Source organism: Woeseia oceani, from assembly GCF_001677435.1.
Classification (GTDB): domain Bacteria; phylum Pseudomonadota; class Gammaproteobacteria; order Steroidobacterales; family Woeseiaceae; genus Woeseia; species Woeseia oceani.
In genome coordinates this window covers 2805109-2830822 of record NZ_CP016268.1, presented here as the reverse complement: position 1 = coordinate 2830822, position 25714 = coordinate 2805109, and the positions used below count along the sequence as shown (strand labels likewise).

The following is a 25714-nucleotide window of genomic DNA, read 5'->3' as shown; positions in this document are numbered from 1 at the left end:
AACATAGCCGCGGCTTTGCGGCATAATCACCGATTGCGTGCCATGTTCGGGGAACCGCGGCCCCGTCCGGCAGTCCAGACTAAGGTCTGCCGGAACTCACTACGACAATGGGAATTTATGCTGAAGCGAAGCGTTATGGTAATTGCAGCACTGCTGGTGCTGTCAGGGGCGGCTCAGGCCGAAGAAGCGGCATGGGTCAGTACACTGGAGCGCATTTCCTCTGGCGTAGTGTCAATCCGGGTGGACAGCACCCGGGCTTTCGACACTGAATGGAATTCATCGTCGCAGGCCACCGGCTTTGTGGTTGATGCCAAGAACGGCCTGATCCTGACCAATCGTCACGTGGTAACGCCAGGCCCCGTTGTTGCCGAGGCGGTGTTTCTCAACAATGAAGAGGTGCGCCTAACGCCTATTTACCGCGACCCTGTGCACGACTTCGGCTTTTTCAGTTACAACCCGGCCGATCTGAAATACATTGAGCCTGTCGAGTTGCCGTTGGTACCCGGTGCCGCAGGCATTGGCCGTGAAATCCGCGTTGTCGGCAATGACGCCGGCGAGCAGTTGTCGATTCTCGCCGGCACAATTGCCAGGCTGGACCGTCGCGCACCTGAATACGGCCGTGGCAAATACAACGATTTCAATACCTTTTATTTTCAGGCGGCTTCCGGTACTTCCGGGGGGTCATCCGGTTCGCCCGTGATCAATATTGAGGGTGAGGTCGTCGCGCTCAATGCAGGTGCCAACAATTCGGCGGCCAGCAGTTTTTTCCTGCCGCTTGATCGCATTGAACGGGCGATGCACCTGTTGCAACAGGGCAAGCCGGTCACTCGTGGCACCTTGCAAGCCACGTTCGTTCGCCAGACCTACGATGAACTGGGGCGGCTCGGCCTGCAGGCAGAGACGGAAGCGCTGGTTCGTGCACAGGACCCAGACCAGACCGGTATGTTGACTGTGCAACAGGTGATTCCCGGTGCACCGGCTGATGGCCACCTGGAGCCTGGCGACATCCTGTTGCGGGTCGACGGACAACTCATCACCGAGTTTGTCCCGCTCGCCGCCGTGCTTGATGACAAAGTCGGCAGCGAAGTTTCCATCGAACTTGAACGCGGTGGACGTAAGGTTGTCGAGTCCTTGCCGGTAACTGACTTGCACAGCATTACTCCGGATGAATTCCTCGAGTTTGGCGATGCGGTTGTCAATGACCTGTCTTACCAGCAGGCACGCCACTACAACCGCAGTATCGACGGTGTATACGTTGCAAACCCCGGCTACGTGCTGGCCCGTGCCGCCATTCCGCGCGGCGCGATTATTACGGAAGTCGGTGGCAAGGAAGTGACCAGCATCGACGAACTTGAAGCGATTCTGGACGGACTGGGTGACCGTGATCGCACCACGGTTCGTTTCAAGACGATCGACGATCCCCGCAACAGCACGGTGCGCTCGATAGAAATGGACCGTACCTGGTTTCCGGCCCGACGCTGTGCGCGCAACGACAAGACCGGTTTGTGGCCCTGCCGCGAATTGAGCCCGGGCCCTGCCGAGTCAGCGCCGGTAGCGGGCAGTACGCGTTTTACCCCGCAAGGTGATGCGCGCGTGGATGCAGTAGCGCCGTCGCTGGTGGTAGTGAATTTTGACTTGCCGTACACGGTGTCCGGTGTCGCTGACAGGCATTACTACGGTACCGGCGTGATCGTGGACGTCGAACGCGGCCTGGTTGTCGTTGACCGCAATACCGTACCTGTCGCGATGGGCGACGTCGGCATAACGTTTGCCGGTTCACTCGAGGTTCGCGGCAAAGTTGAATTCATACATCCCTTGCACAACCTGGCTGTGGTTTCCTATGACCCCAAGCTGATCGGCGACACCCCTGTGCGTGCGGCAAAGTTCGATACCAGCAAACTGAAGTCGGGCGAAAAAGTGTGGGTGGTCGGGCTCAAGAGCAATCACCAGTTGGCACACCAGGAAAGCACCGTGGCGTCGGTTGACCCGCTGATATTGCCGCTGTCCCGGACGATGCGATTCAGAGACAGCAATATTGAAGGTGTCTCTCTGGTCACGGCGCCCGGCGATTTTGACGGCGTCATCGTGAACAAGCGCGGCGCGGTCACCGCACTGTATTCGAGTTTCTCTTATCAAAGTGGTGCCGAGTCGGGTCAGTTTAATCGTGGCGTAGAGAGCTCGTTGATCATCGAGTTGCTGGACGTCGTGCGCAATGCGCGGCCTATTTACTCGCTGGAAACGGAAGTGTCCTATTCGCCGTTGTTTGCCGCACGCAAAATGGGGCTGGACGAGGACTGGCTGGACAGGCTCGAGAAGCACGATCCGCAGGGCCGCCACGCCTTGAGTGTGCAACGCATAGTCGCAGGCTCGCCAGCATCGGCATTGCTGCACAACGGCGATATGATCCTCGCGATAGACGGCCAGACAGTGACCTCGTTCCGTGAACTGGAGATGGCAACCCAGAAACCCGAGGTTGACGTAACTGTGTGGCGCGACGGCAGTGCTTTGGAGTTGACCATCGAAACGGTTGCTCTCGATGGCAATGGCATACAACGAGCGGTCTCCTGGGCGGGGGCATTGCTGCAGGACCCGCATCGCGCGATGGCCGCACAGCGCGGCATTGAACCGTTGGGCGTGTATGTCGCGTTCTTCAGTTACGGTTCGCCTGCCACCCGTTACGGACTCTGGGCAGGCCGCCGTATCGTCGCGATAGACGATACCGAGACCCCTGATCTGCAGTCTTTTGTTGATGCTGTTGCCGGCAAGCAGGACCAATCCTCGGTGCGTCTGAAAACGGTGACCTGGAACGGCGCTGTCGAAGTCATCACGCTCAAGCTCGACAATCAGTACTGGCCTACCTACGAAGTTCGCCGCACGCCGACTGGCTGGCAGCGCGCCGACATCGGCTAACTGCGGCCAAAGGATGTTCAGCCGGTTGCAGCGAGGGGTCGTCGTCACAGGCATCTCGCTGTTGTTGCTGTCCGTTGTCGTGCCAGCGCAAACGCTCTACAAGTACCGCGGACCGGATGGCGAATGGGTATTTACTGACCGCGAACCGCTGACAGAGGACGAAGTGGAAGTGCGCGAGCTGCCGGGCAGCGACCGCGGCCAGGGAGTCTCATTGCAGCGGCAGCTTCTGAACGGTCGCTGGCAACTGATCGCGGACAATTCACTGCTTGTGCCTGTGCAACTGATGCTGTCCCGGGTTGACGCAACGGAAAAAGCCAAAGAATGGATACTGTCGCCGCAGAGCCGTACTGTCCTCGAATCCGGTGAAGCCGGAGATGCGGGCGATGGCCGCTACCGCTACGTGTGGTTGCCCGGTGATCCGGCAGCACAGCACAGTCCTGATCAGCCGTACCGTGCACCGTTTCCTGCGGCCGTCAGCCATCGCGTATCGCAGGCATATCCGGATGCACGTACTCACACGACAGCCGACAGTGCGTACGCCGTTGATATCGCGATGCCGATAGGCAGCAACGTACACGCTGCGCGTGGCGGGACGGTCATTGATGTCACTTCCAACAATTACCGGAGCAGCGATTCGCTGGAGAGCGCGGACGGTGCCGCCGCCAACGTTGTACGTATCGTGCACGACGACGGTACCTTCGCGATCTACGCGCACCTCAACTGGAACTCGATCAGGGTGCGACCGGGTGAACGTGTCACCCGGGGTCAGTACATTGCCGATGCCGGCAATACCGGTTTCTCGACCGGGCCGCATCTGCACTTTGCGGTTATTCGCAATGCAGGCCTGAAAATGGTTTCAGTACCGGTAGAGTTTGCGCTCGCGGGCGGCAACAGCGTCGCGCCCACTGCAGGCATGATGCTGACCGCCTACTGACCTGGCGCAAGGCTCAACTTCCGCGTAAGGCGGCGACCAGTGCTTCCCAGTTGTCCACCGGCAACGAACATTGTGTACCTACGCAGCAGTAAGCCAGCGTTTTGCCGGGCACCGCCTTGCGTTCCGCCAGCGCTCCCGGCAAGTCGCTTGCGTCGTCTGCAATCGCGTATACCTGTCGGCGTGGCGCGAACACTCTGGCGGCCGAATCGCGCCATTCCGTGATCGTATCCGCCGGGCCGCGAATAACCACGATCTCCGGGTGCGTCAGGTAGTCTTCCAGTGCGCTCAGCAAGCTGACGTGGCCTTGAGCATGCTGCTCCAGCGCCGGCCAGGCGTACATCAGGGTTTTCTCTGCAGCATCCAGATAGCGCGGCTCACCCAGCAAAAAGCCGAGGCGCTGTAAGGCGAATGCCGCAATGCCCGCACCGGCCGGCAGCGCCTCGTCGGCGATGGGTTTGGGTCGGTGCATCAGTTGCTCGTGATCGTTGGCGGTGAACCAGAAGCCGCCTTTGTCAGGATCGTAAAAGTGTTCCAGCAACAGTTCCGCGAGCTGCACGGCAAAGTGCAGATCACGACTGCGCCAGTCGCTTTGCAGTGATTCCAGCAGCGCATCGAGCATGAATGCATGATCATCAAGGTAAGCGGGGAAGCGCGCCCGGTCGTCCTTGAAGCTGGCGAGCAGACGGCCATCGACCATCAATTGCTGGTGCACGAAGTCGCTGGCTGCCTGTGCGGCCGTGGTGAGGTCGGGTCTTTGCAATGCACGGCCGGCAATGGCGAGGCCGCGAATGGCGAGTGCGTTCCAGGCGGTCAGTTGCTTTTCATCCCGCGCCGGAGCCACGCGTTTCTGGCGCTGTGCCAGCAGCGTACCGCGCGCTGCCTGCAACGATTCCCCCAACTCTATGGCTGTGCAGTTCAGCTCGCCGGCCAGCGCAACGCGGTCTTCCTGCACGGTCAAATGCCAGCAACCTTCAAAATTCGCTTCTTTGTCGAGTCCGTAATAACGCGAGAAAGCGGTGTATTGATCCTCCGCCAACAGTGACCGTACTTCGTCCGGGGTCCAGACGTAGTACTTGCCTTCTTCGCCTTCTGAATCCGCATCGAGGCTGGCGTAGAAGCCGCCGTTCGGTGAGCGCATGCGCCGCAGCAGCCAGTCGGCGGTTTCATTGGCAATGTCGCGAAACTCCGTTTCACCTGTAGCCAGTGCGGTCTGTGCGTAAATGGCCAACAAGGGACCGTTGTCGTAGAGCATTTTCTCGAAGTGCGGAATCTGCCAATAACGATCCACGGAATAGCGGCAAAAACCGCCGCCAAGGTGGTCGCGAAGGCCGCCGTCAGCCATGCGCTTCAGAGTCAGTGACACCAGGAACAGGGCATCGACATCCGGCTCCGCCGCGTGCGCGCTGGCGCGCCAATCACGCAGCAAACGTTCCAGTATTGCCGGGTGCGGAAATTTTGGCGCGCCGCCGAGCCCGCCATAGTCGCGATCGAACTGGGTTTCAAATTTTTCCCGGGCACTGGCAAGCGGTGTGGCATTCAAGGCGTCGCTGCTGGATACGCCGCTGGGCTCGAGTTGCAGGAGTATGTCGTCCAGCTGCGCACTCTGCTTCGCCAGATCATCGTGTTGTTCAGCAAAGTAGGTCGATACGTGTTTGAGCAGGTCCGCGAATGCGGGCATACCGTAGCGCGCTTCCTTGGGAAAGTAGGTGCCGCCGAAGAAGGGCCGTTGATCGTGTGGATTGATGAACATCGTCAACGGCCAGCCGCCTGCGCGCTGGGTCAGCAGGTGGTGAGCTGTCTGGTAGATGCGGTCCAGATCCGGCCGTTCTTCGCGGTCGACCTTGACGTTGACGTAGAGGGCGTTCATGAGTTGCGCGGTGGCGTCGTCCTCAAACGACTCGTGCGCCATTACATGGCACCAGTGGCACGCCGAGTAGCCGACGGACAGCAGAATCGGGCAATCGCGCTCGCGAGCGGCGGCCAATGCCTCTTCTCCCCAGGGAAACCAGTCAACGGGATTGTCGGCGTGCTGCAGAAGATAGGGACTGGTTTCCTTAATCAGTCGATTGCGGGGTTTTGTACTGTTCATACGGCGGCTTTGTCTGGCTAACGGGGAAGGCGTCACTATACCGGAAACCTTCAGGTCCGCTGGACTCGCGACGGGCGTTTAGGCAAGCTGCGATCCATGCTGAATTTTCCCGAAATTGATCCGGTCATATTCTCGATCGGCTTCGTCAAAGTGCGCTGGTACGGGCTCATGTACGTACTTGGCTTCATCTTCGCCTGGTGGCTGGCGCGGCGGCGTGCTGCGAAACCGTGGGCGCCGATTCGTGTGGAGCAGGTCGATGACCTGATTTTCTACGCCATGCTCGGCGTCATACTGGGCGGCCGGCTCGGTTATTGCCTGGTATACGGCTGGGACAATCTGCTGAGCGATCCGCTGTATGTGTTCAAGATCACCGAAGGTGGCATGTCGTTCCACGGTGGCCTGGTTGGCGTCATGACGGCCATGTGGCTGTACGGCCGGAAGCTGGGACACCGTTTCTGGGAAATGACCGATTTCGCAGCTCCGCTGGCGCCATTGGGTCTCGGCTTTGGTCGTCTCGGCAACTTTATCAATGGCGAGTTGTGGGGCAAGCCGACCGACGTGCCGTGGAGTTTCAACGTCAACGGTCAGTCTCTGCATCCGTCACAGCTCTACGAAGCGATTTTGGAAGGCTTCGTGCTGTTCGTCATCGTCTGGCTGTTTTCGGCCAGGCAGCGGCCGTACCGTTCCGTTTCCGGCTTGTTCCTGATCGGTTACGGCGTTTTCCGCTTCTTCATCGAGTTTTACCGCGTGCCGGATGCGCACCTTGAGTACCTCGCGCTGGGCTGGGTTACGATGGGACAGATTCTCAGCTTGCCGATGATAGTTCTTGGCGCGGTACTGATGGGGCTGGCGGCGCGGGACCGAAACCGGACAACGTAAACGACTGACATGCAACAGTATTTGGCAATGATGCGCGAAGTGCGCACCAACGGAACGGTGAAAGGTGACCGCACGGGCACCGGCACGCTGAGTCGCTTTGGCTTGCAGATGCGGTTTGACCTTGGGGCCGGCTTTCCGCTGGTGACGACCAAGAAGCTGCATCTGCGCTCTATTATCCACGAACTCTTGTGGTTCTTGAGCGGGGATTCGAACATCCGCTATCTGCAGGACAACGGCGTCTCGATCTGGAACGAGTGGGCCGATGAGAACGGTGAGCTGGGGCCGGTGTACGGAGTGCAGTGGCGTAGCTGGCCGACGCCGGACGGTCGCAAGGTCGACCAGATCAGCGAAATCATCCGAATGCTTCGCGAGACCCCGGATTCACGCCGGATTCTGGTCAATGCCTGGAACGTCGCGGAAATCGAAAATATGGCGTTGCCGCCGTGTCATTGCTTGTTCCAGTTTTACGTTGCGGATGGCAAGTTGTCTTGTCAGCTGTACCAACGCAGTGCCGATATTTTTCTTGGGGTGCCGTTCAACATTGCGTCTTATGCCTTATTGACGCACATGGTGGCGCAACAGGCGGATCTCGGCGTCGGTGATTTCGTCTGGACGGGTGGCGATTGCCATCTGTATTCGAATCACCTTGAGCAGGCTGATGAACAACTTAGTCGCGAGCCGCTGCCATTGCCACGCCTGGCGATCAAACGGCGACCGCCGAGTATTTTCGACTACCGTTTCGACGATTTCGAAATTCTTAACTATCAGTCACACCCACACATAAAAGCGTCCGTTGCTGTCTGAGTCCGGGACCCGGCGTGGATAGTGCCTACACAACTACAGAATACCGCTTCACCTTTACGTGGCGTTATTATCCGGGCCTACAGCGTGGCGCTTTTGGCGTCATTTGGTCCAGCGAGGAACTACTTCAATGAGTGATCTGCTCAATGTCGTGTGCCCACATTGCGATACCGCCAACCGCGTTCCCCAGCATCGATTGAGTGACGGGCCGACTTGCGGAAGGTGCCACAAGCCGCTCTTTACCGGAACGCCCTTGTCGCTCACGCAGGCTGCTTTCAAGAGTCACCTGAACCGCAACGACATTCCGCTGGTCGTGGATTTCTGGGCACCATGGTGCGGGCCGTGCCAGACGATGGCGCCGGCATTTGCAAGCGCTGCGGAATTGCTGGAACCGAGAGTACGCCTGGCCAAAGTCGATACTGAAAAGGAGCCGGGCATCGGCGCGCAATTTCAGATCCGCAGCATACCTACGCTGATCTGCTTTCAATCCGGCAAAGAGGTCGCTCGCCAGGCCGGTGCCATGCGGGCACCTGACATCGTACGGTGGGTTGAGAGCCATCTCGATTGATGATCCGGGTTAGCCCGGTCCAGCCCCGGTGCATGGTGACCTGAGACTCTCCGGAAGTCCCGGATCCGGATGCACGTTATTAGCGGCAATAGGTCTTGTACAGCCACTCCATCAAAGAGCGGACCTCTGTACTGTTTAGCGAATAGTAGATCGTCTGCGCTTCCCGGCGTGTTTGCACAATGCCCTCGCGTCGCAAGATGGCCAGATGTTGCGAAAGGGTGGACTGTGACTGCGCAATGCGTTCATTGAGTTCACCGACAGCGTACTCCCCTTCAACAAGGGTGCAGAGAATCATCAAGCGAATGGGGTTGCCGATAGTCTTCAGCAGTCTTGATGCTTCGTCTGCGTGCTGGCGCAGTGCCGCACCGTCCAGTCGCTTTTTCTTCATCTCGTTTGGCATTCCGTACACTGTGGCAACTACGTATATGCGTAGAAAGTAATTTAGATAGTATGAATATGCAATAGAGCGGCAAAACTACCTGTGTCTGTCCGCTGGCTTTTACATGCGCCAGCGAACTCTTTGAACCGGTGACAGGGAACGTCGTCGCCCCACGGCCTGTCCGCGTGCGAATAGGGAGCTTCACAAATGGTACACACGATGAAAGGCATCCGCCCGTCGATGCTGAGCATGTTGTTTGCAGTGTTCGCATTAGCGGCTTGCCAGTACAGCCCGACGGCGGCTTCAGGCGATGTTCCTCACGCTGCAATACCAAGCCAGCAAGCCGCAACGACTATCACTGCCGCGGATATTGGCAGAGCGCAGACGTGGGGCGGCATCGACAATGTTGTCAGCGTAAAGCACCTGTTTTTCTCGGCACAACCAGACCGCGCGGCGTTGCAGGTTGCCCGTGAGCATGGTGTTGGCGTTGTGATCAACTTGCGTGAACCGTCCGAGTTTGAGTGGGATGAGCCGGCCGAGGTGCAACGCCTGGGGATGGCTTATTTCAATCTGCCGGTTTCCACCGAAGGCACTGGTCTCAATCAGGAGACTATGGAGACCATCAGCAGGCTCGTCCGACAGCACGCCAATCAAAAGATCTTGTTGCATTGTTCAAGCGGCAACCGGGCAAGCGCCTGGTTCGCTGTGCACCTTGCGAACGACCACGGTATGGGAGCTGAACAGTCCATCGCTCTGGCGCGACAAGCGGGACTTGACCAACTGCAGATGGAAAACAGGGTCCGGAATTATCTGGGCAGGAGCGTCCATGACAATTTGTGAACCCATCGAATTTGTTCGACAAGCTGATTGCAGCCCGCGGTTCCTGCCGGATAGTCCCGACGGCAAATTTTTCAGCAAAGTCATGCAGCAGTCGGCACTAACGGCAGACGATGTACCTGACGGACGATGGAAGCCTTAATAATGCAAAGTAAGACGGAAGAACACGGCACTCGAACGGTTTACCGCGTATGGGATCGCACTGTCCGTTGGTTTCACTGGATCAACGTATTGTGCGTACTGGCATTGACGGTGCTTGGGCTTGCTATCCTGAACGAAAAATCATTCGGTGTAAGCGCAGATGGCAAAGTGCTACTAAAAACACTGCACGTCTACGTGGGCTATGTCTTTGCTATAAACCTAGGCTGGCGCTTCGTGTGGGCCTTCATTGGTGGCGTTCACGCGCGATGGCGCGCAATGTTGCCTTTCCGACGCGGTTACGTGCACTCACTGCGGCAGTATGTACGTGGATTTTCGGCCGGCACCTCACCCAGCTACCTGGGTCACAATCCGCCAGGCCGGATCATGGTGCTGTTGTTGCTGGTGTTCCTGTTTGCCCAGGCGACTACGGGGCTGGTACTGGCAGGAACGGACCTCTACAAACCACCGTTTGGTGGTGCGATTGCTGACTGGGTGACAAACGGTGACCCCGACAGACTGGCAAATCTAAAGCCCGGTTCGAAAGATGCGGTAGACGCGGTGGCGTACGACGAGATGCGCACATTTCGCAAGCCATTCATAACGGTCCACGAATTCTCCTTTTACACACTGATGGTGTTGATTGTTCTACACATCGGTGGCGTTGTAATTACAGAGATTCGCGAAAAAAATGGCCTGATCTCCGCCATGATCAACGGCGAAAAGTCATTTTCGTCAGCGCCGGTGGATGCTCCGATGACGAAACCGACTACCGAGGATTGAATGATGTCTTACTATTTCGCAAAGACTTTGAGTGCCCCGTTTGACGATGTCGTTGATCGCGTCATTGCGTCGCTAAAGGCGGAAGGGTTTGGCGTCCTGACCACGATTGACGTGCAAGCGACGCTGAAAGAAAAGCTGGGCGTCGAGTTTCCTCGTTATCTCATACTGGGTGCGTGCAATCCGACCCTGGCGCATCAGGCGCTACAGGCTGAAAGCAAGATTGGCACAATGTTGCCGTGTAACGTCATCGTCCGCGACGACGGCGATGGGAAAACGGAAGTTGCTGCGGTCGATCCGGTGAGCTCGATGCAAGCCGTCAAAAATCCGGCGCTCGAGCCTGTTGCGGCGGCCGTCCGGCAGAAGCTTAACCAGGTCGTGCAGTCCCTTCAGGCAGCGGCGCGGTAATGACGTCGACCGAACTGACGTCCAAGTTGTGGCTTCGGATTGCGGCGCTGATTGGTGTCTTGTTCGGTCTGCTGACAATTCGAGAAGGTGGGGCTGTCCTGTTCATTGACGGACCGGCGCGCCAAGCGGCTGGTGACTAAGTACCGTTTGTACTCTGGTTCAATTTTCTGGCGGGCTTTGCTTACATTGCTGCCGCAGTTGGAATTTGGCGTCGCCGAGCGTGGGCTGCGTGGGCGGCAGCCGCAATTGCCGTCTCCACATTGATCGTCTATGCCGCCTTCGCCTGGCACATGTTGAGTGGCGGTGCTTATGAGCTTCGAACGGTGATTGCGATGGCCTTGCGCAGCGCGATATGGATTCTTATTGCAGCAACAGGCTGGCGGCACCTGCTGGCGCAAAAAATTGCGCCGCGGGCCGGTAGCTGAGCACAAAGAAACAACCTTTCTACTGTTGAGGATACTGGTAATGAACATGGCAAATGGAAACACTGCGCGGACCGCGCTGCTTTCCGCGCTCGTGATTGTCGGGCTCGCTTTGAGCGGCTGCGCAACTATCAAGTCAGGATCGCACCACGACGAATCGGTGTCCTTTGATGAATACCGGACCTTCAGCTGGATATCCGATAAACCGTTGATTGTCGGTGCGGGCGAGCGACCGACTATCAGCCCGCTGGCGCAAAAGAAGATTATCAGCGCAATTGAGAGTGAATTGACGCGCAAGGGCTTCGTGCTCTCACCCAATTCGCAAACAACGGACTTTGTGCTGTCGTTTACCGTCGGTACTCGCGATCGGATAGAAGTTGACTCGTACCCCAGCGTTTATCGGGGTGTCTGGGGCAATCGGCTATACGGACGTTACTATTTCGAGCGGGAAGTCGAACACCGTATGTATACCGAAGGCACACTGGGGGTCGATATTTTTGATGGCAAGACCAAACAACCGGTCTGGCATGGCTGGGCGAGCAAAACCATTTCAACGTCGGATCGGGAAGACCCGGCACCGTCCATTGGCAAGGCAGTTGCGGCCCTGTTTGCAGACTTTCCGCCAGGTACTGGCCGCAAGTAGGGGCGGTCTTTGTGAGGAGCTTGTGCATAGCGCCGGGAGTGCGCCAAAGTTCATCCCTGTTTCCCGATGAATGCTGGCACAGCAGGACAGGTTCAGTAGATAATGCACGTCGATTTTGGCAATGACTTCGACCGCAAAGGTGTCCGGCGTGTTTTATCCCCGTTATACAGATCTCCCGGAGCTGTTCGATGTTGGCCGCTGCGCTAAGTCAATCGGTATCGCTGCGCTACTGAATGATCGCGCGGCGCAATAATGATGATCTCGATCATCGTGGCGGCCGCCGAGAACAACGTCATCGGCCAACAAGGCGAGTTGCCCTGGCATCTGCCAGAGGACCTCAAGCGGTTTCGTTCCATCACCATGGGCAAGCCGATCGTGATGGGCCGTTTGACTCACGAGTCGATTGGCAAGGCACTGCCGGGCCGGCGCAATATCGTAATCAGTCGCCAGCCGGGTTACGCGGCGGCGGGCTGTGAAGTTGTCCCATCGCCACAGGCGGCACTGGACGCGGCGGCCGGCGAAGACGAGGTCATGATTATTGGCGGTGGCCGCATATACGAACAAATGCTGCCGATGACTGATCGCATCTACCTGACCCGCGTTCGCTCACAGCCGCAGGGTGATGCATTCTTCCCTGCTTTGAACGAGACCGACTGGGAGCTGCTCGAAAGTGAAGATTTCCCGGCCGGCCCGAACCGGCCGCTTGGCTTCAGCGTGGATACTCTGCAGCGATCTACTGACTGACCTGTTGCTCGTCCAGCGTTGGCAGTGCGCTGCGAATTTTATCTTCTGCGGCTGACAAGTCCACTTCGTCGACGCTGTTCACGCCGGCCGCAATCTCTTGCAACAGCCGTTGTTGCATTGCGCCGCGCTGTTGCGCCACCGCGTACGGAATCTCCGGGTGAAACATGACCATCGAATACCGTGGAATGAAGCGGCCGGGCATGCGTCGTTCAAACTCGAATGCCAGTTGTTTGTGGAGTACAAACTTGGGGTCACGCACCCGGTCACGCATTTCAACGTAGTTGTCGAGCGCCATGTCGGCAATCGCCTCGGCATTGGGTTGCTGTTCCGCGGCGAACGCCGCGAACGCAGCGGACCAGTCTCCATTGCTGTTCTGCACGTGCAGGTCGAGCAGTGCGCAATCTTCGAAAGCAAGATTCATGCCCTGACCGTGAAACGGGACGATTGCGTGTGCGGCATCGCCGATCAGCAGCAGTTCGCCATCGTTCCAGCGCTGACAGCGTACGGTACCGAGTATGCCGACCGGGTTGTTGGCGAATTCGGCCTGCAACTTTGGCAGCTGTGGAAGTATGTCGGCGAAGTGCTCTTCGAAAAAGGCCGTAATGTCGCTGACCGATTGCAGTGATTCGAAAGAGATATCGCCGCTCTTTGCCATGAAGAGTGTGAGCGTGAAATCGCCGCCGGGATTGGGCAGAGCAATCAGCATGAACCCACCGCGCGGCCAAATGTGCAGTGCGCCGGGATCGAGACGAAAGCCTCCGTCAGCGGCAGCGGGCAGGGTCAGTTCCTTGTAGCCGTGCGGGAGCAATTCTTCACCAGGCACGATGGTGCTGTCCCCGTTGTAGGCACGGCGCACGACGGAGCCGGCGCCGTCCGCGGCGATCAACGGACCGCTGCTCAACCTGTGCGTCGCGCCATCGCTGCTGCGTTCCAGCCATAATTCGTGGTTGGCTGGTTTGAACGCCTTGGCACTGTAGCCAAAATTAACCGTGACACCGTGTTCTTGTTCGGCGCAGTTCAGCAGTATGCGATTCAATTCAGCACGCGATACCGAGTAAATCTGTTCGTGTTCGCGCGAGCCGTAGGGCTGCAGTTCGGTAGCGCCGTCGGGGTGATGGATCATGCGGCCACGCATCGGTACCAGCAGCTCTTTGACAGGCGCGAACACTTCAGCGTGCTGCAAGGCGCGAATACCGCGCGCAGCCAGCGCCAGGTTGATGGAACGGCCAGCGATGGTCTTGCTTAGCCGGGGATCTGCCTGTCGCTCCCAGAGTACGACCTCCTGGCCACGGCGTGCGAGCATGATGGCCAGCAGGCTGCCGCACAGCCCGGCACCGAGTATGTTGACGGTGCCGTTGCTCATCCCCTGACCGCCTGGCTCAACCGTTCTGCAGGTTCATGCACACCGGCATAGCTGCTGTACAAGGGGGCGGGTGCTACGCGCATCACATCCGGTTCACGCCAGTCGGTGATGACGTTCATCGTTTGCAGTCGTTCGTACCCCGCGCGCGCATCGAGTTCCGGGTTGCGCGCCTGCAATGACATCGGGCAGCCGCGGGCATCGGCGGGAGTCATGGACACTGTTCGGTTGCCGAACTTCGCTTCCAGCAGGTACTCCAGGCAGGCGGTCAGACGCACGGATTTGTCACCATGGTTGGCCATACCCGCTTCCTGAAAAATGGACAGCGATGCGCTGACCGGCGCGAGCGACAGGATCGGCGGGTTGCTGAGCTGCCAAAGCTCGGCGGTATTCGCCGGCGCAAACTGCGGCTCCATGCGAAAGCGGGATTCCTCGCGCCAATTCGCCGATAGCACGTATGCCCGGCACCTGTAATGCTGTACGCCCGGCCACAGCATCAGCGCGCGTTCGGGCCGCCAACCACCATGACGATGAGGTCATTTTCTTCGAAGACCTGTTGATTACAGTCCGGTGGTTTCAAGAGGTGACGATGTTCGTCGATCCAGTGCTGAAAGTTAAAGGCGAGCAATGAACGCATCGACATCCTCCGGTATCAGTCGCGTAAGGCCGCTATGCATTTCATTTCAATGGCGATAGGGCCGGGCAAGCGACTCACTTCGATGGTAGTGCGTGTTGGGCCGTCACCATCAAAGTAGCTTGCGTAGACTTTGTTGTAAGCGGCGAAATCGCGGCGTATATCCGTCAGGAACACGGTGATGTCGACCAGGTCCGACCAGTTCGCACCGGCATCTTCGAGTACGCTGCGCACGTTGGCGCAAACTGCATGGACTTGAGCTTCAATATCGTACTCAAGGACTTCACCGTTGGCGTCGAGTTTGACACCGGCCGCTGTTCCGCCGCTCGGCGGCCGTGGGCCGATACCGGAAAGGAACAACAGGGAACCGCAACGCCGCGCATGCGGATAGGCGCCGAGTGGCACGGGGGCGCGTGACGATTTGATACTGTCCGACATGCTGTCTCCTGTATGGCAACGATTGCGACGTGACATTCAATGCGCAGTGTACTCTGCACGGCTTGCCCGCAACACCGGTGACCAGGCTAGCGGCAGCGAACCTTGGTGACTTCGGCTGACTGGTCCAGCCGCACTGCCGTCAGTTGCCGGCCCCAGACGCAACCGGTATCGACAGAGATCAGTTTCTTTTTCACCATTAATCCAAGCGCCGACCAATGGCCGAATACAATACGGGAATCCGTCCAGCGTGCTTTTGGTGCCTGAAACCAGGGAACCAGCCCCTTGCCGGCGGCAGTGGGCAGACCTTTGTGCGTGAAGTTAAGACGGCCACCTGGCGATATCATGCGCATCCGGGTCAGGCTGTTGACGATGAAACGCAGCCGGTCCGCACCTTGCAGATCACCTGACCACTTGTCGGGCAGGTCACCGTACATTTTCTTGAGGAAGCGAACGTAGTCGTCCTGTTGCAATGCGCTTTCTACTTCGGCGGCGCGCTTCAAGGTCTTCTTGATGGTCCATTGCGGCGGCACGCCGGCGTGAACCATCAAGGTATTCAGTTCCGGACTGTAGTGCGCCAGTGGCTTGAAGCGCAGCCAGTCGAGCAGTTCATCGCAGTCGTCGGCCGCGAGAATTTTCCACATGGAGTCGAAGCGATTGTTGGTTACGGCGATGTCGTTCGCCATCGCCAAGAGGTGCAGATCGTGATTGCCGAGGACCAGCGTAACGGCATCGCCCAGCGACTTCACGAATCGCAAGGTCTTCAAGGATTTAGGACCGCGGTTGACCAGATCGCCGGTCAGCCAGATGCGGTCAGTGACCGGGTCAAAGTCCAGTTTGTCCAGCAGCCTGCGGAACGGATCGAAACACCCCTGCAGGTCACCGATTGCGTAAACCGCCAACGCAACTCCTCTGCAGGCTGGTGCTAGTGCAGTACGCCGGGCACGGCCAGCGTAAATGGTGGAATCGGGGCGTAAAAGTCTGTGCCGTTGTCTGCTTTCATGCGGTAGCGGCCCTGCATCGCACCAACCGGTGTTTCGAGTACGGCGCCGCTCGAGTAGCGGAATGATTCGCCTGGATTGAGGTGCGGCTGTTCGCCAACAACGCCGTCGCCGTTGACTTCCTGCACCTTGCCGTTCGCATCGGTGATTACCCAGTGGCGACTGAGCAGTCGTGCGGCGACACCGCCTTTATTGGCGATGGTAATGGTGTAGGCGAAAACATAGCGGCCGATATCGGGCTCGGATTGCTCATCGACGTAGTCGGTTGCCACCTCGACACTGATATCACAAAGTTCATTGTTGCTGATCATGGTTGCGATGCAAGTTGTCCCGAACGTGGCGCTATTCTACATGAGTAGCGGGCCGGGAGTGCGATGCGTACGGCGCTGATTCGGCCAGGTACGGATATCGTTGCCGGCGGCGCTCAGGTCCCGGCGAGAGCGTTTGCAAGGTCGATCCAGGCGGAAACAGGGATCTGTTCCGGGCGCGCGCCAGGGTCTATACCAGCCGCCTGCAGTTCGGCTTCACTCGCCCGCTGTCGCAGTGAGTTTCGTATGGTCTTGCGCCGCTGGCTGAAGGCCTGAGCAACCAATGCGGCGAGGGTCTTGTGATCGCTGAGGTTGAATGTGCCTTCCGGCAACGGTGCGAGGCGAACGACTGCCGACATGACTTTCGGCGGCGGCTCGAACGCCGTCGGCGGCACATCGAACAGGTGTACAACCTGCAGCGCGCAGCCAAGCATGACGGTCAAGCGGCCGAAATCCCGGCCACCGGGCTCGGCAGCCATACGATCCACGACTTCCTTTTGCAACATGAAGTGCATGTCCTGGATGTGTGTACGGCATTCGAGCAAGTGAAACAGCAGCGGCGTGGAAATGTTGTACGGCAAGTTGCCGACTATGCGCAGATTGTGCCCCAGCGAAGCAAAGTCGAATTTCAGGGCGTCCGCTTCGTGCACGGTCACGCGGTCGCTATCGGCGTACCGTTGTCGCAGTCGTTTCGCGAGGTCGCGATCGAATTCCACGACGTGCAAGTGACCGGCGAGTCGCGCAATGGGGGTTGTAATAGCGCCTTCGCCCGGTCCGATCTCAACAACCACATCGTCTTGCGTTGGTGTGACAGCCGAGACGATATCGCCGATGACGCCGGGATCGTGCAGAAAATGCTGGCCGAATCGTTTCTTGTGCCGGTGCATTCAGCAAGCCATATGCAGCGCAAGTTCAACGGCTGCCAGCATGCTGCCGGGGTCAGCGCGCCCACTGCCGGCGAGGTCAAGAGCGGTGCCGTGATCAACGGAGGTCCGTACAATCGGCAAGCCCAGCGTGACGTTCACTGCGTGGCCAAAGCCGGCGTACTTGAGTACCGGGAGGCCCTGATCATGGAACATGGCCAGCACGGCATCCGCGTGGCCACCCGCCGGTGTAAAGGCGGTGTCGGCCGGCAGCGGTCCACGAATGTTCATGCCGTCAGTCTGGCAGTGTTGAACGACCGGGAGTATGACGTCACGGTCTTCGTGGCCGAGGTGGCCGCCTTCGCCTGCGTGCGGGTTCAAGCCGCAAACGACAATCTCCGGGTTCGCGATCTGAAAGCGGGTTTGCAGGTCTTTGTGCAGGACACGTATTACCGCGAGCAGCCGCTCGCCGGTGATATACGCCGGTACCTGCGACAACGGCATGTGCGTGCTGGCCAATGCCACTCGCAGTTTGTCCGCTACGAGCAACATGACCGGCATCGGCGTGTTGGTCAGTTCAGCCAGGTATTCGGTGTGGCCGCTGAACGGTATACCGGCATCGTTGATCACGCTTTTCTGCAACGGCCCGGTTACCAGGCCTGAATAGCGACCGCTTTGACAGCCTTCGACGGCTGTGCGCAGGCCAGCAAGCAGGGTTCGCGCATTGGCCGGGTCGGGTGTGCCACGTGCGGCAGGGTTTGGCAGGGATTGGGGTACGACGGTCAGGCATGCGTCGCCGCTGCCGGCCGCTTCTCCGGCGATCGCTATGGACAATGGCAGATGCATCATACGCGCACGCTCTGCAAGCAAAGCGGGATCGGCGATGACGACCAGTTTCGAAGCGAACGGTGTTTGCGCGAGCGCGACACATAAGTCCGGGCCGATGCCGGCAGGTTCGCCAGCCGTAACCGCGAGCGGGGCAGCAGTCATTATTCAGTACTCAGTTGGGCGGTGCCCGGGACGCGGCACACTGCCGAAATCAGATGCGCGTGTCGACGTAGGCTTCATCGCGAATACGGCGCAACCACAGTTCCGATTCGTTGGCGAGTTTGCTGTTTTGCACGCGTTGGACGCAGTTACTTCGTTTCAGGTCTTCGGTGTTGTCGTAAGTGCGCTTGCCCTGTACCTCCAGAATGTGCCAGCCAAACCGGGTGCGAAACGGTTCGGTCACTTCACCGATTTCTGCGTTTTGCGCTGCCTGTTCGAACTCGGGAACGAAAGTGCCCGGACCTTTCCAGCCCATGTCACCGCCGTCTGCGGCCGAGCCCGGGTCGTCCGACATCAGTTTGGCTAACTCGTCGAAGTTTTCGCCGTTGCGGATGCGCTCTGCGGCGTCTTCAAGCCGCTGTTTTGCGGTCTCGTCGTCAATCAATTCGTTGGTGGAAATCAGAATGTGGCGAATGTGCATTTGCTCGATTTCGCTTTTCTGTATTGCGCTGCGCAGTTCGTTGATCTTGACCAAATGGTAGCCACTGATTGCCCGAATCGGCGCCGAGAATTCGCCGGCAGTGAGATCGCCGACGACATCGGAAAACAGGGTGGGCAACTGATCGCCTTTGCGCCAGCCGAGGAGCCCGCCTTCGAGGCCGGTCTCACTGTCCGAATAGCGCACCGCCATTTCACCGAAGTCAGCCCCGTCTTGCAGCGCTTCGTAGACTTCCTGCGCTTTGTCTTCTGCAGCGGCGAATTGTTCAGCAGTGGCCGCTTCTGGCACGGAAATCAGGATGTGCGAGAGATTGTACTCAGAGTTGCCGACCACGTTGTTTTCCAGCTCAGCAACACACTGCTGGATTTCACGCGGTGCAACAGTGATGCGACCGATAACGTCTATTTGGCGCAATTGCTCCAGCGTGAGCTGCTTGCGGATGTCGCGACGGTAGGCCGCGTAATCGATGCCGTCCGCCGCCATTACTTCGGGCAAACGCTCAAAGGGAATGCCGTTCTGTTGTGCGAGCCGGGCCAGGGCCGCATTCACCATCTGGTCGGAAATCTGGATGCCGAAGCGGCTCGCGCGTTGCAACTGGATCTGCTCCAGAACCAGGCGCTCCAAGACCTGCTCCTGCAATACGTCCTCCGGTGGCAGGCTCAGGTTTTCTGCCGCGGCGCGTTGCTGAATGGCGGCTGTTTGCTGCTGCAGTTCGCTCTTCAGTACCACGCCTTCATTAACAATGGCGGCAATGCCGTCCAGCATTTCGCCGGATTCCGAGAGCGGTTCCGCGGCGCCGGTCAGGGTGCTGGACAACAAGAACAGGGATGCAGTTAAGCAATTGATTTTTAACATAAAATAAGTCTTAGCAGGGTGGTTTTAGTGACGCTTGCAAGGCACTGGTCAGCGCAGCTCTGGCTCGTAGCCAAGAATACCACGTTCAAGTAGCTTGTCCGCGGCCGTGCCCAAACTGGTCATTCCTTTTAGTACCAGTTGCAGACCAATGGACGAATCCTGGGTTCCGTCACGAGTGGAAATATGCCGCCGCGAGACCAGCCGTAAACCCCAGCAACAGCTTTCGAATTCGAGACCGTAGAATTGTTCCAGTGCTTTGTCGTCGCGCAGCGAATAGTTGTAACGACCGACGAATCGCCAGCGTTCCGACAACGGCCACGACCAGGAAATATCGCCCTGCTCGAGTGAGTCGCGACGAAAGCGGTAGGAGAGATTGACGATGCGGTCGCTGGATGGCCGGTACTGCAGTCGTGCTTCGGACTGCGTCGTTGCATCCTCACCCTTGCCCCATTGATGGCCTACATCAAAATTCAGGTTGTCGTGCAACAGAAAGCGCATCTCGGCGATGTAGTCGGATGAGGCGGTCGCGTCGATCGCCTGCTCAGGCAGTCGTACGCCCTGCGAGCTGAGAAAGCGAGCCTGACCGATGGTGGCGGAAATCAGTTCCTTGCCACTGCTGGTATTCAATATGCGGGAGGTCACACCGATACTGAGCTGATCCGTGTCGGCCACACGATCGGCGCCAAGAAACCGATTGGGTCGGTAGAGCTGTACCAGGTTCAGGTCGGGCGTGATCGTGTCAAACACCGGCAAATGGTCCTGGTCGCGGTAGGGAATGTGCACGTACAGCATGCGCGGCTCGAGTGTCTGGATCAGGTTGCCACCGCTCTTGACCTGCCGTTCCAGAATCAGCCCGGTATCGATACTGGCGATTGGCAAGGTGCGATTGGCGTTGTCACGTTGACCCGGCAGTGTGTTGTCCAGTTCGTAACTGGTGTGGCGCACCGCGAGCGACGGGTTTACAAACCAGCCAGAACGCTCGACCGGCCACTCGACCTGCGGTGTTGCGTCCAGCCGCCAGCCGGTTACGCCAACGTCGCGATCGAAGTACACGAGTTCGCTGTCCAGACTGTAGCGAAAGCCCAGTGCCTGGTTTGGCCAGAGGCCTTGTACGCGCATTTGCGGCAAGCGCTGGTAGGGCTCATCGTCCGCGGCAATCGCGTCGTCAATTGTCTGGTAATCCTGTACGCGACCGAGGAACGACCAATTCTCACCGTAATAGTCGAAACTCAGCGACCTGTTCAGATGGGTAATGCTCGATGCACTAAGGCTGCCGCCAAGGTCCTCGAAAAACTGGCTGTCGGAGGTTTGCCGAAAGTCGATTCGATTGCGCCAGCCGTTCGCGAATTGGCTCTTGTTCTGGTAGGACAGCAAATGGCGGCTGTCGTTGTACAAGGCATCGTCGGCGAGGTATTCAACCTGCAACATGCCTTCGTGACGTTCTGTAAGGTAGCGAAATTCGTTGCCTAACTGGATTCCGCGGTCGGTCAACAGCCGCGGCGTCAATGTTGCATCGTAGTTATTGGAGATATTCCAGTACCAGGGCAGGCTGATTTCATTGCCACTGCGTCCGGCACTGCCTATCTCCGGGGTTAACAAGCCGGTCTTGCGTGCATCGCCGAGCGGGAATGACAACCACGGCGTGTACAGGATCGGAACACCCTGGAACCGCAGCTTCACATTTCGCGCAGTGCCGGCGCCGGTGCTGGTGTCCAAATCAATATCGGCTGCCTGCAACAGCCAATCGTTGGAGCCGGGCGGGCAGGTGGTGTAACTGACTTCGTCCAGGCTCAGGGTGCCTTCCTGGCTAATGGCAATTTTCTCGGCGGCTCCCCTGGATCCGCTAAGGCCAAGCTGGAATTCGGCACCGTTGAAAATGATTTGTCCGCCTGCGTAAGAGAACACGGCTGAGTCACTGCTGATGTTGGTGTTCGGGTCGCGGTATTCGACATTGCCGTCCAGCAGCAATGCCAGGCTGTCGGGGTCGTACACTGCCGTGTCGGCTCCGGCACTGCGGTTGCCGCTGCTGATGCGCATGCCGCCACTCATGGAAGCCTGCGGCCGGTCACCCAGTGTTGCCTCTATCTTGCCGGCTTCAATAACGAGTGTTTCCTCGCCCGGCGCGGGGTTCTCGGTCGCCGGCAGCGCCGGCTGTTCCGTCGTGGGCAGATTGCAGACGGGCGCCTGCTGGGCAGTGCCCGTGACAGGCAGCAGCAGCACGGCTACGGCAGAGAGTGGTGAGTATTTCAACAAGTGTCGGCAGCTTCGTATGCAGGGCCAGTCGCGCTAATCGCGAACCGGGACAATATGTTACGCATAAAATATGTCAACCGGTATGGCGATTTGATACCTTCGCTCAGGCTCTCCCGCCTCGCAATGCGAAAATCGAGGGAGCATTAAGCCGCCAAATTGAGGTTATCGCGTTGCCCGAAGAAACAGATACACGACGAGACGAGCTGCTGCACTGGCTGCGGTTCGGTGCCGGAATCGCGGTCGATGAGCTGACCACCGCATCCGCAGACGCGAGTTTTCGTCGCTATTTTCGTGTCCACAGCGCCGGGCAGCGCTATATCGCGATGGATGCGCCACCGGCACTGGAAGACAGCGAGCCGTTCGTCCGGATTGCCGCCTGGCTCGCCGAGATCGGCCTGAACAGCCCGCGCGTGTTGGCCCAAGACCTGAAATGCGGCTACTTGTTGCTGACGGATCTCGGCGACCGGCAATTCCTGCACACGCTGAACAGTGCGCCGCAGCGTGCGGGTGATCTTTATCGGGATGCGATGTCTGCGTTGGATACCCTGCAAGACAAGGGCGTCAGTTACCAGCAGCGCTTGCCGGTCTTCAACTCGTCATTGCTGGGCGATGAAATGGCCTTGTTTCGCGACTGGTTGTGCGCGACCCATTTGCAATTGTCGTTCACGGCCGACGATGAAGATCGCTGGAACGACACCTGCCATTTTCTGATCGAATCCGCACTTGCGCAGCCGCGCGTGTTCGTGCACCGCGACTACCACTCGCGCAACCTTATGCACTGCGAACAGGGCAACCCTGGCATGCTCGACTTCCAGGACGCCGTGAATGGCCCATTGACCTATGACCTCGTTTCGTTGCTCAAGGACTGCTACGTGCGTCGACCCGCGGCTGAAGTTGAGCAGCACGCAATTTCATTCTATGGCCTGGTACGTGAGCGTTTACCAACGGCCTTCGATGAAGTGGCGTTCATGCGCGCTTTTGAATTGATGGGCGTGCAAAGACATTTGAAAGCGGCGGGTATCTTCGCGAGGCTTAATCACCGCGACCAAAAGGCCGCTTATCTCGCCGATATCCCGCTGACCCTCAGTTACATCACGGAAGTGGCAGGTCGCTACGCGGAACTCGGCTTTTTGCACGAACTTGTGCGGGATCGTTGTCTGCCCGCCTTGCAGGTTGCCGCTTGAGAGCGATGCTGCTGGCAGCCGGCCGCGGTGAGCGATTGCGACCACTGACGGACACAGCGCCGAAAGCGTTGGTGGAAGTCAACGGTGTGAGCTTGTTGGAACGGCATTTGCGCCAACTGTCAGCTGCCGGCATCGTAAACGTTGTGATCAACACCGGTTGGCTGGGTGAGAAAATCGTTGAACGGGTCGGCAGTGGCCGGCAGTACGGATTGCAGGTTGTATACAGCCCGGAGTACGCAGCGTTGCTGGAAACGGGCGGCGGCGTCCATCGCGCGTTGCCGCTGCTGGGCACTGAGCCGTTTTGGGTCGTCAATGCGGATATCGTGTGCGACTGGCCTTTCGTCGTGCCGGCCCTCGCGGAGGACATCGACGCGCAGCTGGTGCTGGTACCCAACCCCGGCTATCGTGATAACGGCGACTTCTCACTGGAGGCCGGCCGGGTGCGTAACGGCAGCGTACGGCCTTACACCTTCAGTGGTATTGCCTGTTACCGCCCGCGGTTCTTCGCGGGCTGTACGCAAGGGCGGTTCGGACTTGCACCGATGTTGCAGCAAGCCGCTGACGAAGGTCGTTTGAGCGGCGAAGTCTACGACGGCTTGTGGGCGGACATTGGCACGCCGGAACGCCTGGCGGCGTTGAGTGCCCGGCTTCAGGAGGTCGGCAGCGACGGCACGTAGTTCAATTGCCGATCGCTTAGATCCAGCTGTGCCAGCAAATGCTGCAGCAAGCGCGACTCCAGTTCAGCGTACGGGGTCGTTACGCCTAGCTCCCGCAAATTGACCAGTTCGAGACCCTGATAGCCACAGGGGTTGATCCGCGAAAACGGTTCCAGATCGGCCTCAATATTAAGCGCCATGCCGTGATAGCTGGCACCGCGGCGAATTCGCAGGCCGACACTCGCCAGCTTTTTCTCGCCGACGTACACGCCAGGCGCGTTTGCGCGGCATTCGGCAACGATCGAAAAATCGGCGGCGAGGCGGATGACGGCACGCTCCAGGGCGGTGACCAGGGGGCGAACACCAATGCCGGCGCGGCGAATGTCCAGCAAAGGGTAGATCATCATCTGGCCGGGTCCGTGGTAGGTCACCTGGCCGCCCCGGTCTATTTGCACCACCGGAATGTCTCCGGGCGCCAACAGGTGCTCGCGACTGGCATTCAGGCCCAGCGTGAATACCGGTGGGTGCTCAGTGAACCAGATCTCGTCGGCCGTCGCCGCGCTGCGGACGTTGGTCAAAGCCTGCATCGCCCGCCACAGTGGCTCGTAATCTTGCCTGCCCAATGAGCGGATCGTCATGGGCAGGGTTTCCTGCGAGCTGGCTACGGCACTCACAGCGCTACAAGAACGTCATCGTGTGCGCTGAGGTCGATGTATATGGCATCCAGTTGCGCCTGACTTTCCGCATCGATGGTGATGGTTATCGAAATAAACCGACCGTTGCGACTCGGTGAAGTGCGAATGGCCTCGTCGCTGACAGGTCCGGCATGCTGTTCGACAATACGGCGCGCCGTAGTCTGGAACTCGGCACTGTCCCGCCCCATCATCTTGATGGGGAATTCGCAGGGAAATTCCAGCAGTGACGGTTTCTCGTCGCTCATCTCCGCTGCCGCTCTATTCGAACCACAACTGCACGCTGTCGCTCGCGCGCTGCCAGATTGAGCCGGTCGGATTCTCGCCCAGCGCCCGCAATGGTTCCTTCATCAGGGCGGTTCCGTTCAGGCTGATCTGCAATTCAGCAACCGGCTGGCCCTGCGCGATTGGCGCGACCAGCATGCTCGGAATATTCAGCACAGACTCCAGTTTGTCGTAACTGCCGCGCGGCACCGTAATGTAGAGGTCTTCCGATACACCCAGCTTTGAGTATTGATTCGCCGATTTCCACACCCGGGCGGAGGTGACTTCGGTGCCGGCTTCGTACAGCAAGCGGGTTTCGAAGAAACGGAAACCGTAGTTCAGCAATGCCTGGCTACCGTCAACCCGGGCTTTGGCGCTGGCGGTGCCCATGACAGCGGCGATGATACGCATGCCATCGCGCACGGCAGAGGAGACCAGGCAATAACCTGCGTCATCGGTGTGCCCGGTTTTCATGCCGTCGACACTCTCGTCACGCCACAGCAGCGAGTTGCGATTGCTTTGAGTAATGTCGTTGAAGGTAAATTCCCGCACGGAGTACCAGCGGTAATACTCCGGAAACTCGCGAACAACCGCGCGAGCCAACGTCGCCATGTCGCGTGCCGTTGTGTAGTGGCCTTCATCCGGCAAGCCCGTGGCGTTCTTGAACTGGGTGCCACGCATCTTGAGCTGCGCGGCATAACGATTCATCACCTCGGCGAACACGGCTTCCGTACCGGCAACGTGTTCGGCCAGTGCTACGCTCGCGTCGTTACCCGATTGGACGATCATGCCGAGCAGCAGGTCCTCAACCGAAACCCGCTTGCCGACCTCGATGAACATCCGCGAGCCCTGTGTCCGCCAGGCTTTCTCGCTGATTGTCACCTGATCGTCGAGGCGCAACTGATTTTCCTGCAGAGCACGAAATACCGCGTAGCCGGTCATCAGCTTGGTCAGACTTGCTGGCGCCAGCCGTTCATCCGGATTCAGCGTAGCGATTACGCTGCCGGTTTGGCTGTCAATGACGTGGTAACTCTTCGCGCCAATGACGGGCGGTGAGGGCACCGGCAGTTCTGCCGCGCTAAGTGGCAAGGCGATAAACAGGGACAGGCTGAGCAGAATCTTGGAGAGAACGGGCATAGTATCGGTCGCGGATAGCTAAAAGCCGCTTATTGTAACGTCACTTGCTCGCTT

At 58.6% G+C, this 25714-nt stretch carries 26 protein-coding genes and 2 pseudogenes; 13 read left to right on the top strand and 15 right to left on the bottom strand.

Annotated elements, in window-relative coordinates:
* The first annotated feature begins 135 nt into the window (after window positions 1-135).
* Together BA177_RS12755 and BA177_RS19095 are read left to right on the top strand one after the other, a co-directional pair.
* Window positions 136-2910: a trypsin-like peptidase domain-containing protein gene (locus BA177_RS12755; protein WP_068616790.1), complete on the top strand. Its 2775-nt coding sequence runs from the start codon at window positions 136-138 to the stop codon at window positions 2908-2910.
* A 13-nt stretch (window positions 2911-2923) separates the two neighbouring features.
* Entirely contained in the window at window positions 2924-3844 is a 921-nt protein-coding gene (locus BA177_RS19095; RefSeq protein WP_068616788.1) for a M23 family metallopeptidase, read from the top strand.
* 13 nt (window positions 3845-3857) lie between these two features.
* Here the strand turns inward: BA177_RS19095 and BA177_RS12745 are convergent, their stop codons facing one another.
* Window positions 3858-5933, bottom strand: a complete 2076-nt coding sequence (locus tag BA177_RS12745; RefSeq protein WP_068616786.1) for a thioredoxin domain-containing protein — start codon at window positions 5931-5933, stop codon at window positions 3858-3860.
* Between the two features lie 96 nt (window positions 5934-6029).
* Here BA177_RS12745 and lgt point away from each other — a divergent pair, with 96 nt between their 5' ends.
* The 3 genes from lgt to trxC all read left to right on the top strand — a co-directional run bounded on the left by lgt (window position 6030) and on the right by trxC (window position 8181).
* The gene (gene lgt, locus BA177_RS12740) at window positions 6030-6812 is read left to right on the top strand and encodes a prolipoprotein diacylglyceryl transferase (RefSeq protein ID WP_068616784.1); all 783 of its coding nucleotides are present in this window, start codon (window positions 6030-6032) and stop codon (window positions 6810-6812) included.
* Window positions 6813-6821: 9 nt separating this feature from the next.
* Window positions 6822-7616: a thymidylate synthase gene (locus tag BA177_RS12735; protein WP_068616781.1), complete on the top strand. Its 795-nt coding sequence runs from the start codon at window positions 6822-6824 to the stop codon at window positions 7614-7616.
* 127 nt (window positions 7617-7743) lie between these two features.
* The gene (gene trxC, locus BA177_RS12730) at window positions 7744-8181 is read left to right on the top strand and encodes a thioredoxin TrxC (protein WP_068616779.1); all 438 of its coding nucleotides are present in this window, start codon (window positions 7744-7746) and stop codon (window positions 8179-8181) included.
* A 79-nt stretch (window positions 8182-8260) separates the two neighbouring features.
* Here the strand turns inward: trxC and BA177_RS12725 are convergent, their stop codons facing one another.
* Window positions 8261-8569: an ArsR/SmtB family transcription factor gene (locus BA177_RS12725; protein ID WP_197493022.1), complete on the bottom strand. Its 309-nt coding sequence runs from the start codon at window positions 8567-8569 to the stop codon at window positions 8261-8263.
* 210 nt (window positions 8570-8779) lie between these two features.
* Between BA177_RS12725 and BA177_RS12720 the strand changes: the two genes are divergently transcribed.
* The 6 genes and pseudogenes from BA177_RS12720 to BA177_RS12695 all read left to right on the top strand — a co-directional run bounded on the left by BA177_RS12720 (window position 8780) and on the right by BA177_RS12695 (window position 12532).
* Window positions 8780-9400, top strand: a complete 621-nt coding sequence (locus BA177_RS12720) for a beta-lactamase hydrolase domain-containing protein (protein WP_068616775.1) — start codon at window positions 8780-8782, stop codon at window positions 9398-9400.
* 141 nt (window positions 9401-9541) lie between these two features.
* Complete coding sequence (locus BA177_RS12715; protein WP_068619325.1) at window positions 9542-10318, top strand: cytochrome b/b6 domain-containing protein; 777 nt, start codon at window positions 9542-9544, stop codon at window positions 10316-10318.
* A 3-nt stretch (window positions 10319-10321) separates the two neighbouring features.
* A complete protein-coding gene (locus BA177_RS12710) occupies window positions 10322-10723 on the top strand; it encodes a DUF302 domain-containing protein (protein ID WP_068619323.1) in 402 nt (133 codons plus the stop codon).
* Window positions 10723-11148: pseudogene (locus BA177_RS19185) on the top strand (hypothetical protein). The gene BA177_RS12710 and the pseudogene BA177_RS19185 overlap by 1 nt, the downstream one beginning before the upstream one ends.
* 40 nt (window positions 11149-11188) lie before the next feature.
* On the top strand, window positions 11189-11788 hold the full coding sequence (locus tag BA177_RS12700; protein WP_068616773.1) for a DUF4136 domain-containing protein: 600 nt from the start codon (window positions 11189-11191) through the stop codon (window positions 11786-11788).
* 252 nt (window positions 11789-12040) lie between these two features.
* On the top strand, window positions 12041-12532 hold the full coding sequence (locus BA177_RS12695) for a dihydrofolate reductase (protein ID WP_068616771.1): 492 nt from the start codon (window positions 12041-12043) through the stop codon (window positions 12530-12532).
* On the opposite strand, the gene BA177_RS12690 is transcribed toward BA177_RS12695, so the two are convergent.
* The 10 genes and pseudogenes from BA177_RS12690 to BA177_RS12650 form a co-directional block, all read right to left on the bottom strand.
* Entirely contained in the window at window positions 12522-13895 is a 1374-nt protein-coding gene (locus BA177_RS12690) for an FAD-dependent oxidoreductase (protein WP_068616769.1), read from the bottom strand. The two genes, BA177_RS12695 and BA177_RS12690, sit on opposite strands and share 11 nt — an antisense overlap.
* The gene (locus BA177_RS12685; RefSeq protein ID WP_068616767.1) at window positions 13892-14308 is read right to left on the bottom strand and encodes a kynureninase/PvdN C-terminal domain-containing protein; all 417 of its coding nucleotides are present in this window, start codon (window positions 14306-14308) and stop codon (window positions 13892-13894) included. The genes BA177_RS12690 and BA177_RS12685 overlap by 4 nt, the downstream gene beginning before the upstream one ends.
* A gap of 83 nt (window positions 14309-14391) precedes the next feature.
* A pseudogene (locus BA177_RS18385) lies at window positions 14392-14529 on the bottom strand (3-hydroxyanthranilate 3,4-dioxygenase); the annotation flags it as partial.
* Between the two features lie 15 nt (window positions 14530-14544).
* Window positions 14545-14964, bottom strand: a complete 420-nt coding sequence (locus BA177_RS12680) for a RidA family protein (RefSeq protein WP_068616765.1) — start codon at window positions 14962-14964, stop codon at window positions 14545-14547.
* Between the two features lie 86 nt (window positions 14965-15050).
* Window positions 15051-15863, bottom strand: coding sequence for a symmetrical bis(5'-nucleosyl)-tetraphosphatase (locus tag BA177_RS12675; protein ID WP_068616763.1), 813 nt, complete (start codon window positions 15861-15863; stop codon window positions 15051-15053).
* A gap of 23 nt (window positions 15864-15886) precedes the next feature.
* Window positions 15887-16273, bottom strand: a complete 387-nt coding sequence (apaG, locus tag BA177_RS12670) for a Co2+/Mg2+ efflux protein ApaG (protein ID WP_068616760.1) — start codon at window positions 16271-16273, stop codon at window positions 15887-15889.
* Between the two features lie 113 nt (window positions 16274-16386).
* Window positions 16387-17157, bottom strand: coding sequence for a 16S rRNA (adenine(1518)-N(6)/adenine(1519)-N(6))-dimethyltransferase RsmA (gene rsmA / locus BA177_RS12665; RefSeq protein ID WP_068616758.1), 771 nt, complete (start codon window positions 17155-17157; stop codon window positions 16387-16389).
* Window positions 17158-18123 (bottom strand): 4-hydroxythreonine-4-phosphate dehydrogenase PdxA, encoded by a 966-nt coding sequence (gene pdxA, locus BA177_RS12660; RefSeq protein ID WP_068616756.1) that lies wholly within the window; start codon window positions 18121-18123, stop codon window positions 17158-17160.
* 49 nt (window positions 18124-18172) lie between these two features.
* Window positions 18173-19474, bottom strand: coding sequence for a peptidylprolyl isomerase (locus tag BA177_RS12655; RefSeq protein ID WP_068616754.1), 1302 nt, complete (start codon window positions 19472-19474; stop codon window positions 18173-18175).
* A 48-nt stretch (window positions 19475-19522) separates the two neighbouring features.
* Entirely contained in the window at window positions 19523-21724 is a 2202-nt protein-coding gene (locus tag BA177_RS12650; protein WP_197493019.1) for an LPS-assembly protein LptD, read from the bottom strand.
* Window positions 21725-21897: 173 nt separating this feature from the next.
* Here BA177_RS12650 and BA177_RS12645 point away from each other — a divergent pair, with 173 nt between their 5' ends.
* Together BA177_RS12645 and murU are read left to right on the top strand one after the other, a co-directional pair.
* A complete protein-coding gene (locus tag BA177_RS12645; protein ID WP_068616748.1) occupies window positions 21898-22911 on the top strand; it encodes an aminoglycoside phosphotransferase family protein in 1014 nt (337 codons plus the stop codon).
* 5 nt (window positions 22912-22916) lie between these two features.
* A complete protein-coding gene (murU, locus tag BA177_RS12640) occupies window positions 22917-23588 on the top strand; it encodes an N-acetylmuramate alpha-1-phosphate uridylyltransferase MurU (protein WP_068616745.1) in 672 nt (223 codons plus the stop codon).
* Here the strand turns inward: murU and lipB are convergent.
* The 3 genes from lipB to BA177_RS12625 are packed head-to-tail and all read right to left on the bottom strand — an operon-like array spanning window position 23561 to window position 25660.
* A complete protein-coding gene (gene lipB, locus BA177_RS12635) occupies window positions 23561-24205 on the bottom strand; it encodes a lipoyl(octanoyl) transferase LipB (protein WP_068619321.1) in 645 nt (214 codons plus the stop codon). The genes murU and lipB overlap by 28 nt on opposite strands.
* Before the next feature lie 32 nt (window positions 24206-24237).
* The gene (locus BA177_RS12630) at window positions 24238-24507 is read right to left on the bottom strand and encodes a YbeD family protein (protein ID WP_068616742.1); all 270 of its coding nucleotides are present in this window, start codon (window positions 24505-24507) and stop codon (window positions 24238-24240) included.
* A gap of 13 nt (window positions 24508-24520) precedes the next feature.
* Complete coding sequence (locus BA177_RS12625; protein WP_068616739.1) at window positions 24521-25660, bottom strand: D-alanyl-D-alanine carboxypeptidase family protein; 1140 nt, start codon at window positions 25658-25660, stop codon at window positions 24521-24523.
* Window positions 25661-25714: the final 54 nt, after the last annotated feature.

What these genes read in the sequence shown, in the direction of transcription:
- BA177_RS12755 (WP_068616790.1), top strand. Translation starts at nt 136, where the DNA reads ATGGTAATTGCAGCACTGCTGGTGCTGTCAGGGGCGGCTCAGGCCGAA.
- BA177_RS19095 (WP_068616788.1), top strand. Translation starts at nt 2,924, where the DNA reads ATGTTCAGCCGGTTGCAGCGAGGGGTCGTCGTCACAGGCATCTCGCTG.
- BA177_RS12745 (WP_068616786.1), bottom strand. Translation starts at nt 5,933, where the DNA reads ATGAACAGTACAAAACCCCGCAATCGACTGATTAAGGAAACCAGTCCC.
- lgt (WP_068616784.1), top strand. Translation starts at nt 6,030, where the DNA reads ATGCTGAATTTTCCCGAAATTGATCCGGTCATATTCTCGATCGGCTTC.
- BA177_RS12735 (WP_068616781.1), top strand. Translation starts at nt 6,822, where the DNA reads ATGCAACAGTATTTGGCAATGATGCGCGAAGTGCGCACCAACGGAACG.
- trxC (WP_068616779.1), top strand. Translation starts at nt 7,744, where the DNA reads ATGAGTGATCTGCTCAATGTCGTGTGCCCACATTGCGATACCGCCAAC.
- BA177_RS12725 (WP_197493022.1), bottom strand. Translation starts at nt 8,569, where the DNA reads ATGAAGAAAAAGCGACTGGACGGTGCGGCACTGCGCCAGCACGCAGAC.
- BA177_RS12720 (WP_068616775.1), top strand. Translation starts at nt 8,780, where the DNA reads ATGAAAGGCATCCGCCCGTCGATGCTGAGCATGTTGTTTGCAGTGTTC.
- BA177_RS12715 (WP_068619325.1), top strand. Translation starts at nt 9,542, where the DNA reads ATGCAAAGTAAGACGGAAGAACACGGCACTCGAACGGTTTACCGCGTA.
- BA177_RS12710 (WP_068619323.1), top strand. Translation starts at nt 10,322, where the DNA reads ATGTCTTACTATTTCGCAAAGACTTTGAGTGCCCCGTTTGACGATGTC.
- BA177_RS12700 (WP_068616773.1), top strand. Translation starts at nt 11,189, where the DNA reads ATGAACATGGCAAATGGAAACACTGCGCGGACCGCGCTGCTTTCCGCG.
- BA177_RS12695 (WP_068616771.1), top strand. Translation starts at nt 12,041, where the DNA reads ATGATGATCTCGATCATCGTGGCGGCCGCCGAGAACAACGTCATCGGC.
- BA177_RS12690 (WP_068616769.1), bottom strand. Translation starts at nt 13,895, where the DNA reads ATGAGCAACGGCACCGTCAACATACTCGGTGCCGGGCTGTGCGGCAGC.
- BA177_RS12685 (WP_068616767.1), bottom strand. Translation starts at nt 14,308, where the DNA reads ATGGAGCCGCAGTTTGCGCCGGCGAATACCGCCGAGCTTTGGCAGCTC.
- BA177_RS12680 (WP_068616765.1), bottom strand. Translation starts at nt 14,964, where the DNA reads ATGTCGGACAGTATCAAATCGTCACGCGCCCCCGTGCCACTCGGCGCC.
- apaG (WP_068616760.1), bottom strand. Translation starts at nt 16,273, where the DNA reads ATGATCAGCAACAATGAACTTTGTGATATCAGTGTCGAGGTGGCAACC.
- rsmA (WP_068616758.1), bottom strand. Translation starts at nt 17,157, where the DNA reads ATGCACCGGCACAAGAAACGATTCGGCCAGCATTTTCTGCACGATCCC.
- pdxA (WP_068616756.1), bottom strand. Translation starts at nt 18,123, where the DNA reads ATGACTGCTGCCCCGCTCGCGGTTACGGCTGGCGAACCTGCCGGCATC.
- BA177_RS12655 (WP_068616754.1), bottom strand. Translation starts at nt 19,474, where the DNA reads ATGTTAAAAATCAATTGCTTAACTGCATCCCTGTTCTTGTTGTCCAGC.
- murU (WP_068616745.1), top strand. Translation starts at nt 22,917, where the DNA reads ATGCTGCTGGCAGCCGGCCGCGGTGAGCGATTGCGACCACTGACGGAC.
- lipB (WP_068619321.1), bottom strand. Translation starts at nt 24,205, where the DNA reads ATGACGATCCGCTCATTGGGCAGGCAAGATTACGAGCCACTGTGGCGG.
- BA177_RS12630 (WP_068616742.1), bottom strand. Translation starts at nt 24,507, where the DNA reads ATGAGCGACGAGAAACCGTCACTGCTGGAATTTCCCTGCGAATTCCCC.
- BA177_RS12625 (WP_068616739.1), bottom strand. Translation starts at nt 25,660, where the DNA reads ATGCCCGTTCTCTCCAAGATTCTGCTCAGCCTGTCCCTGTTTATCGCC.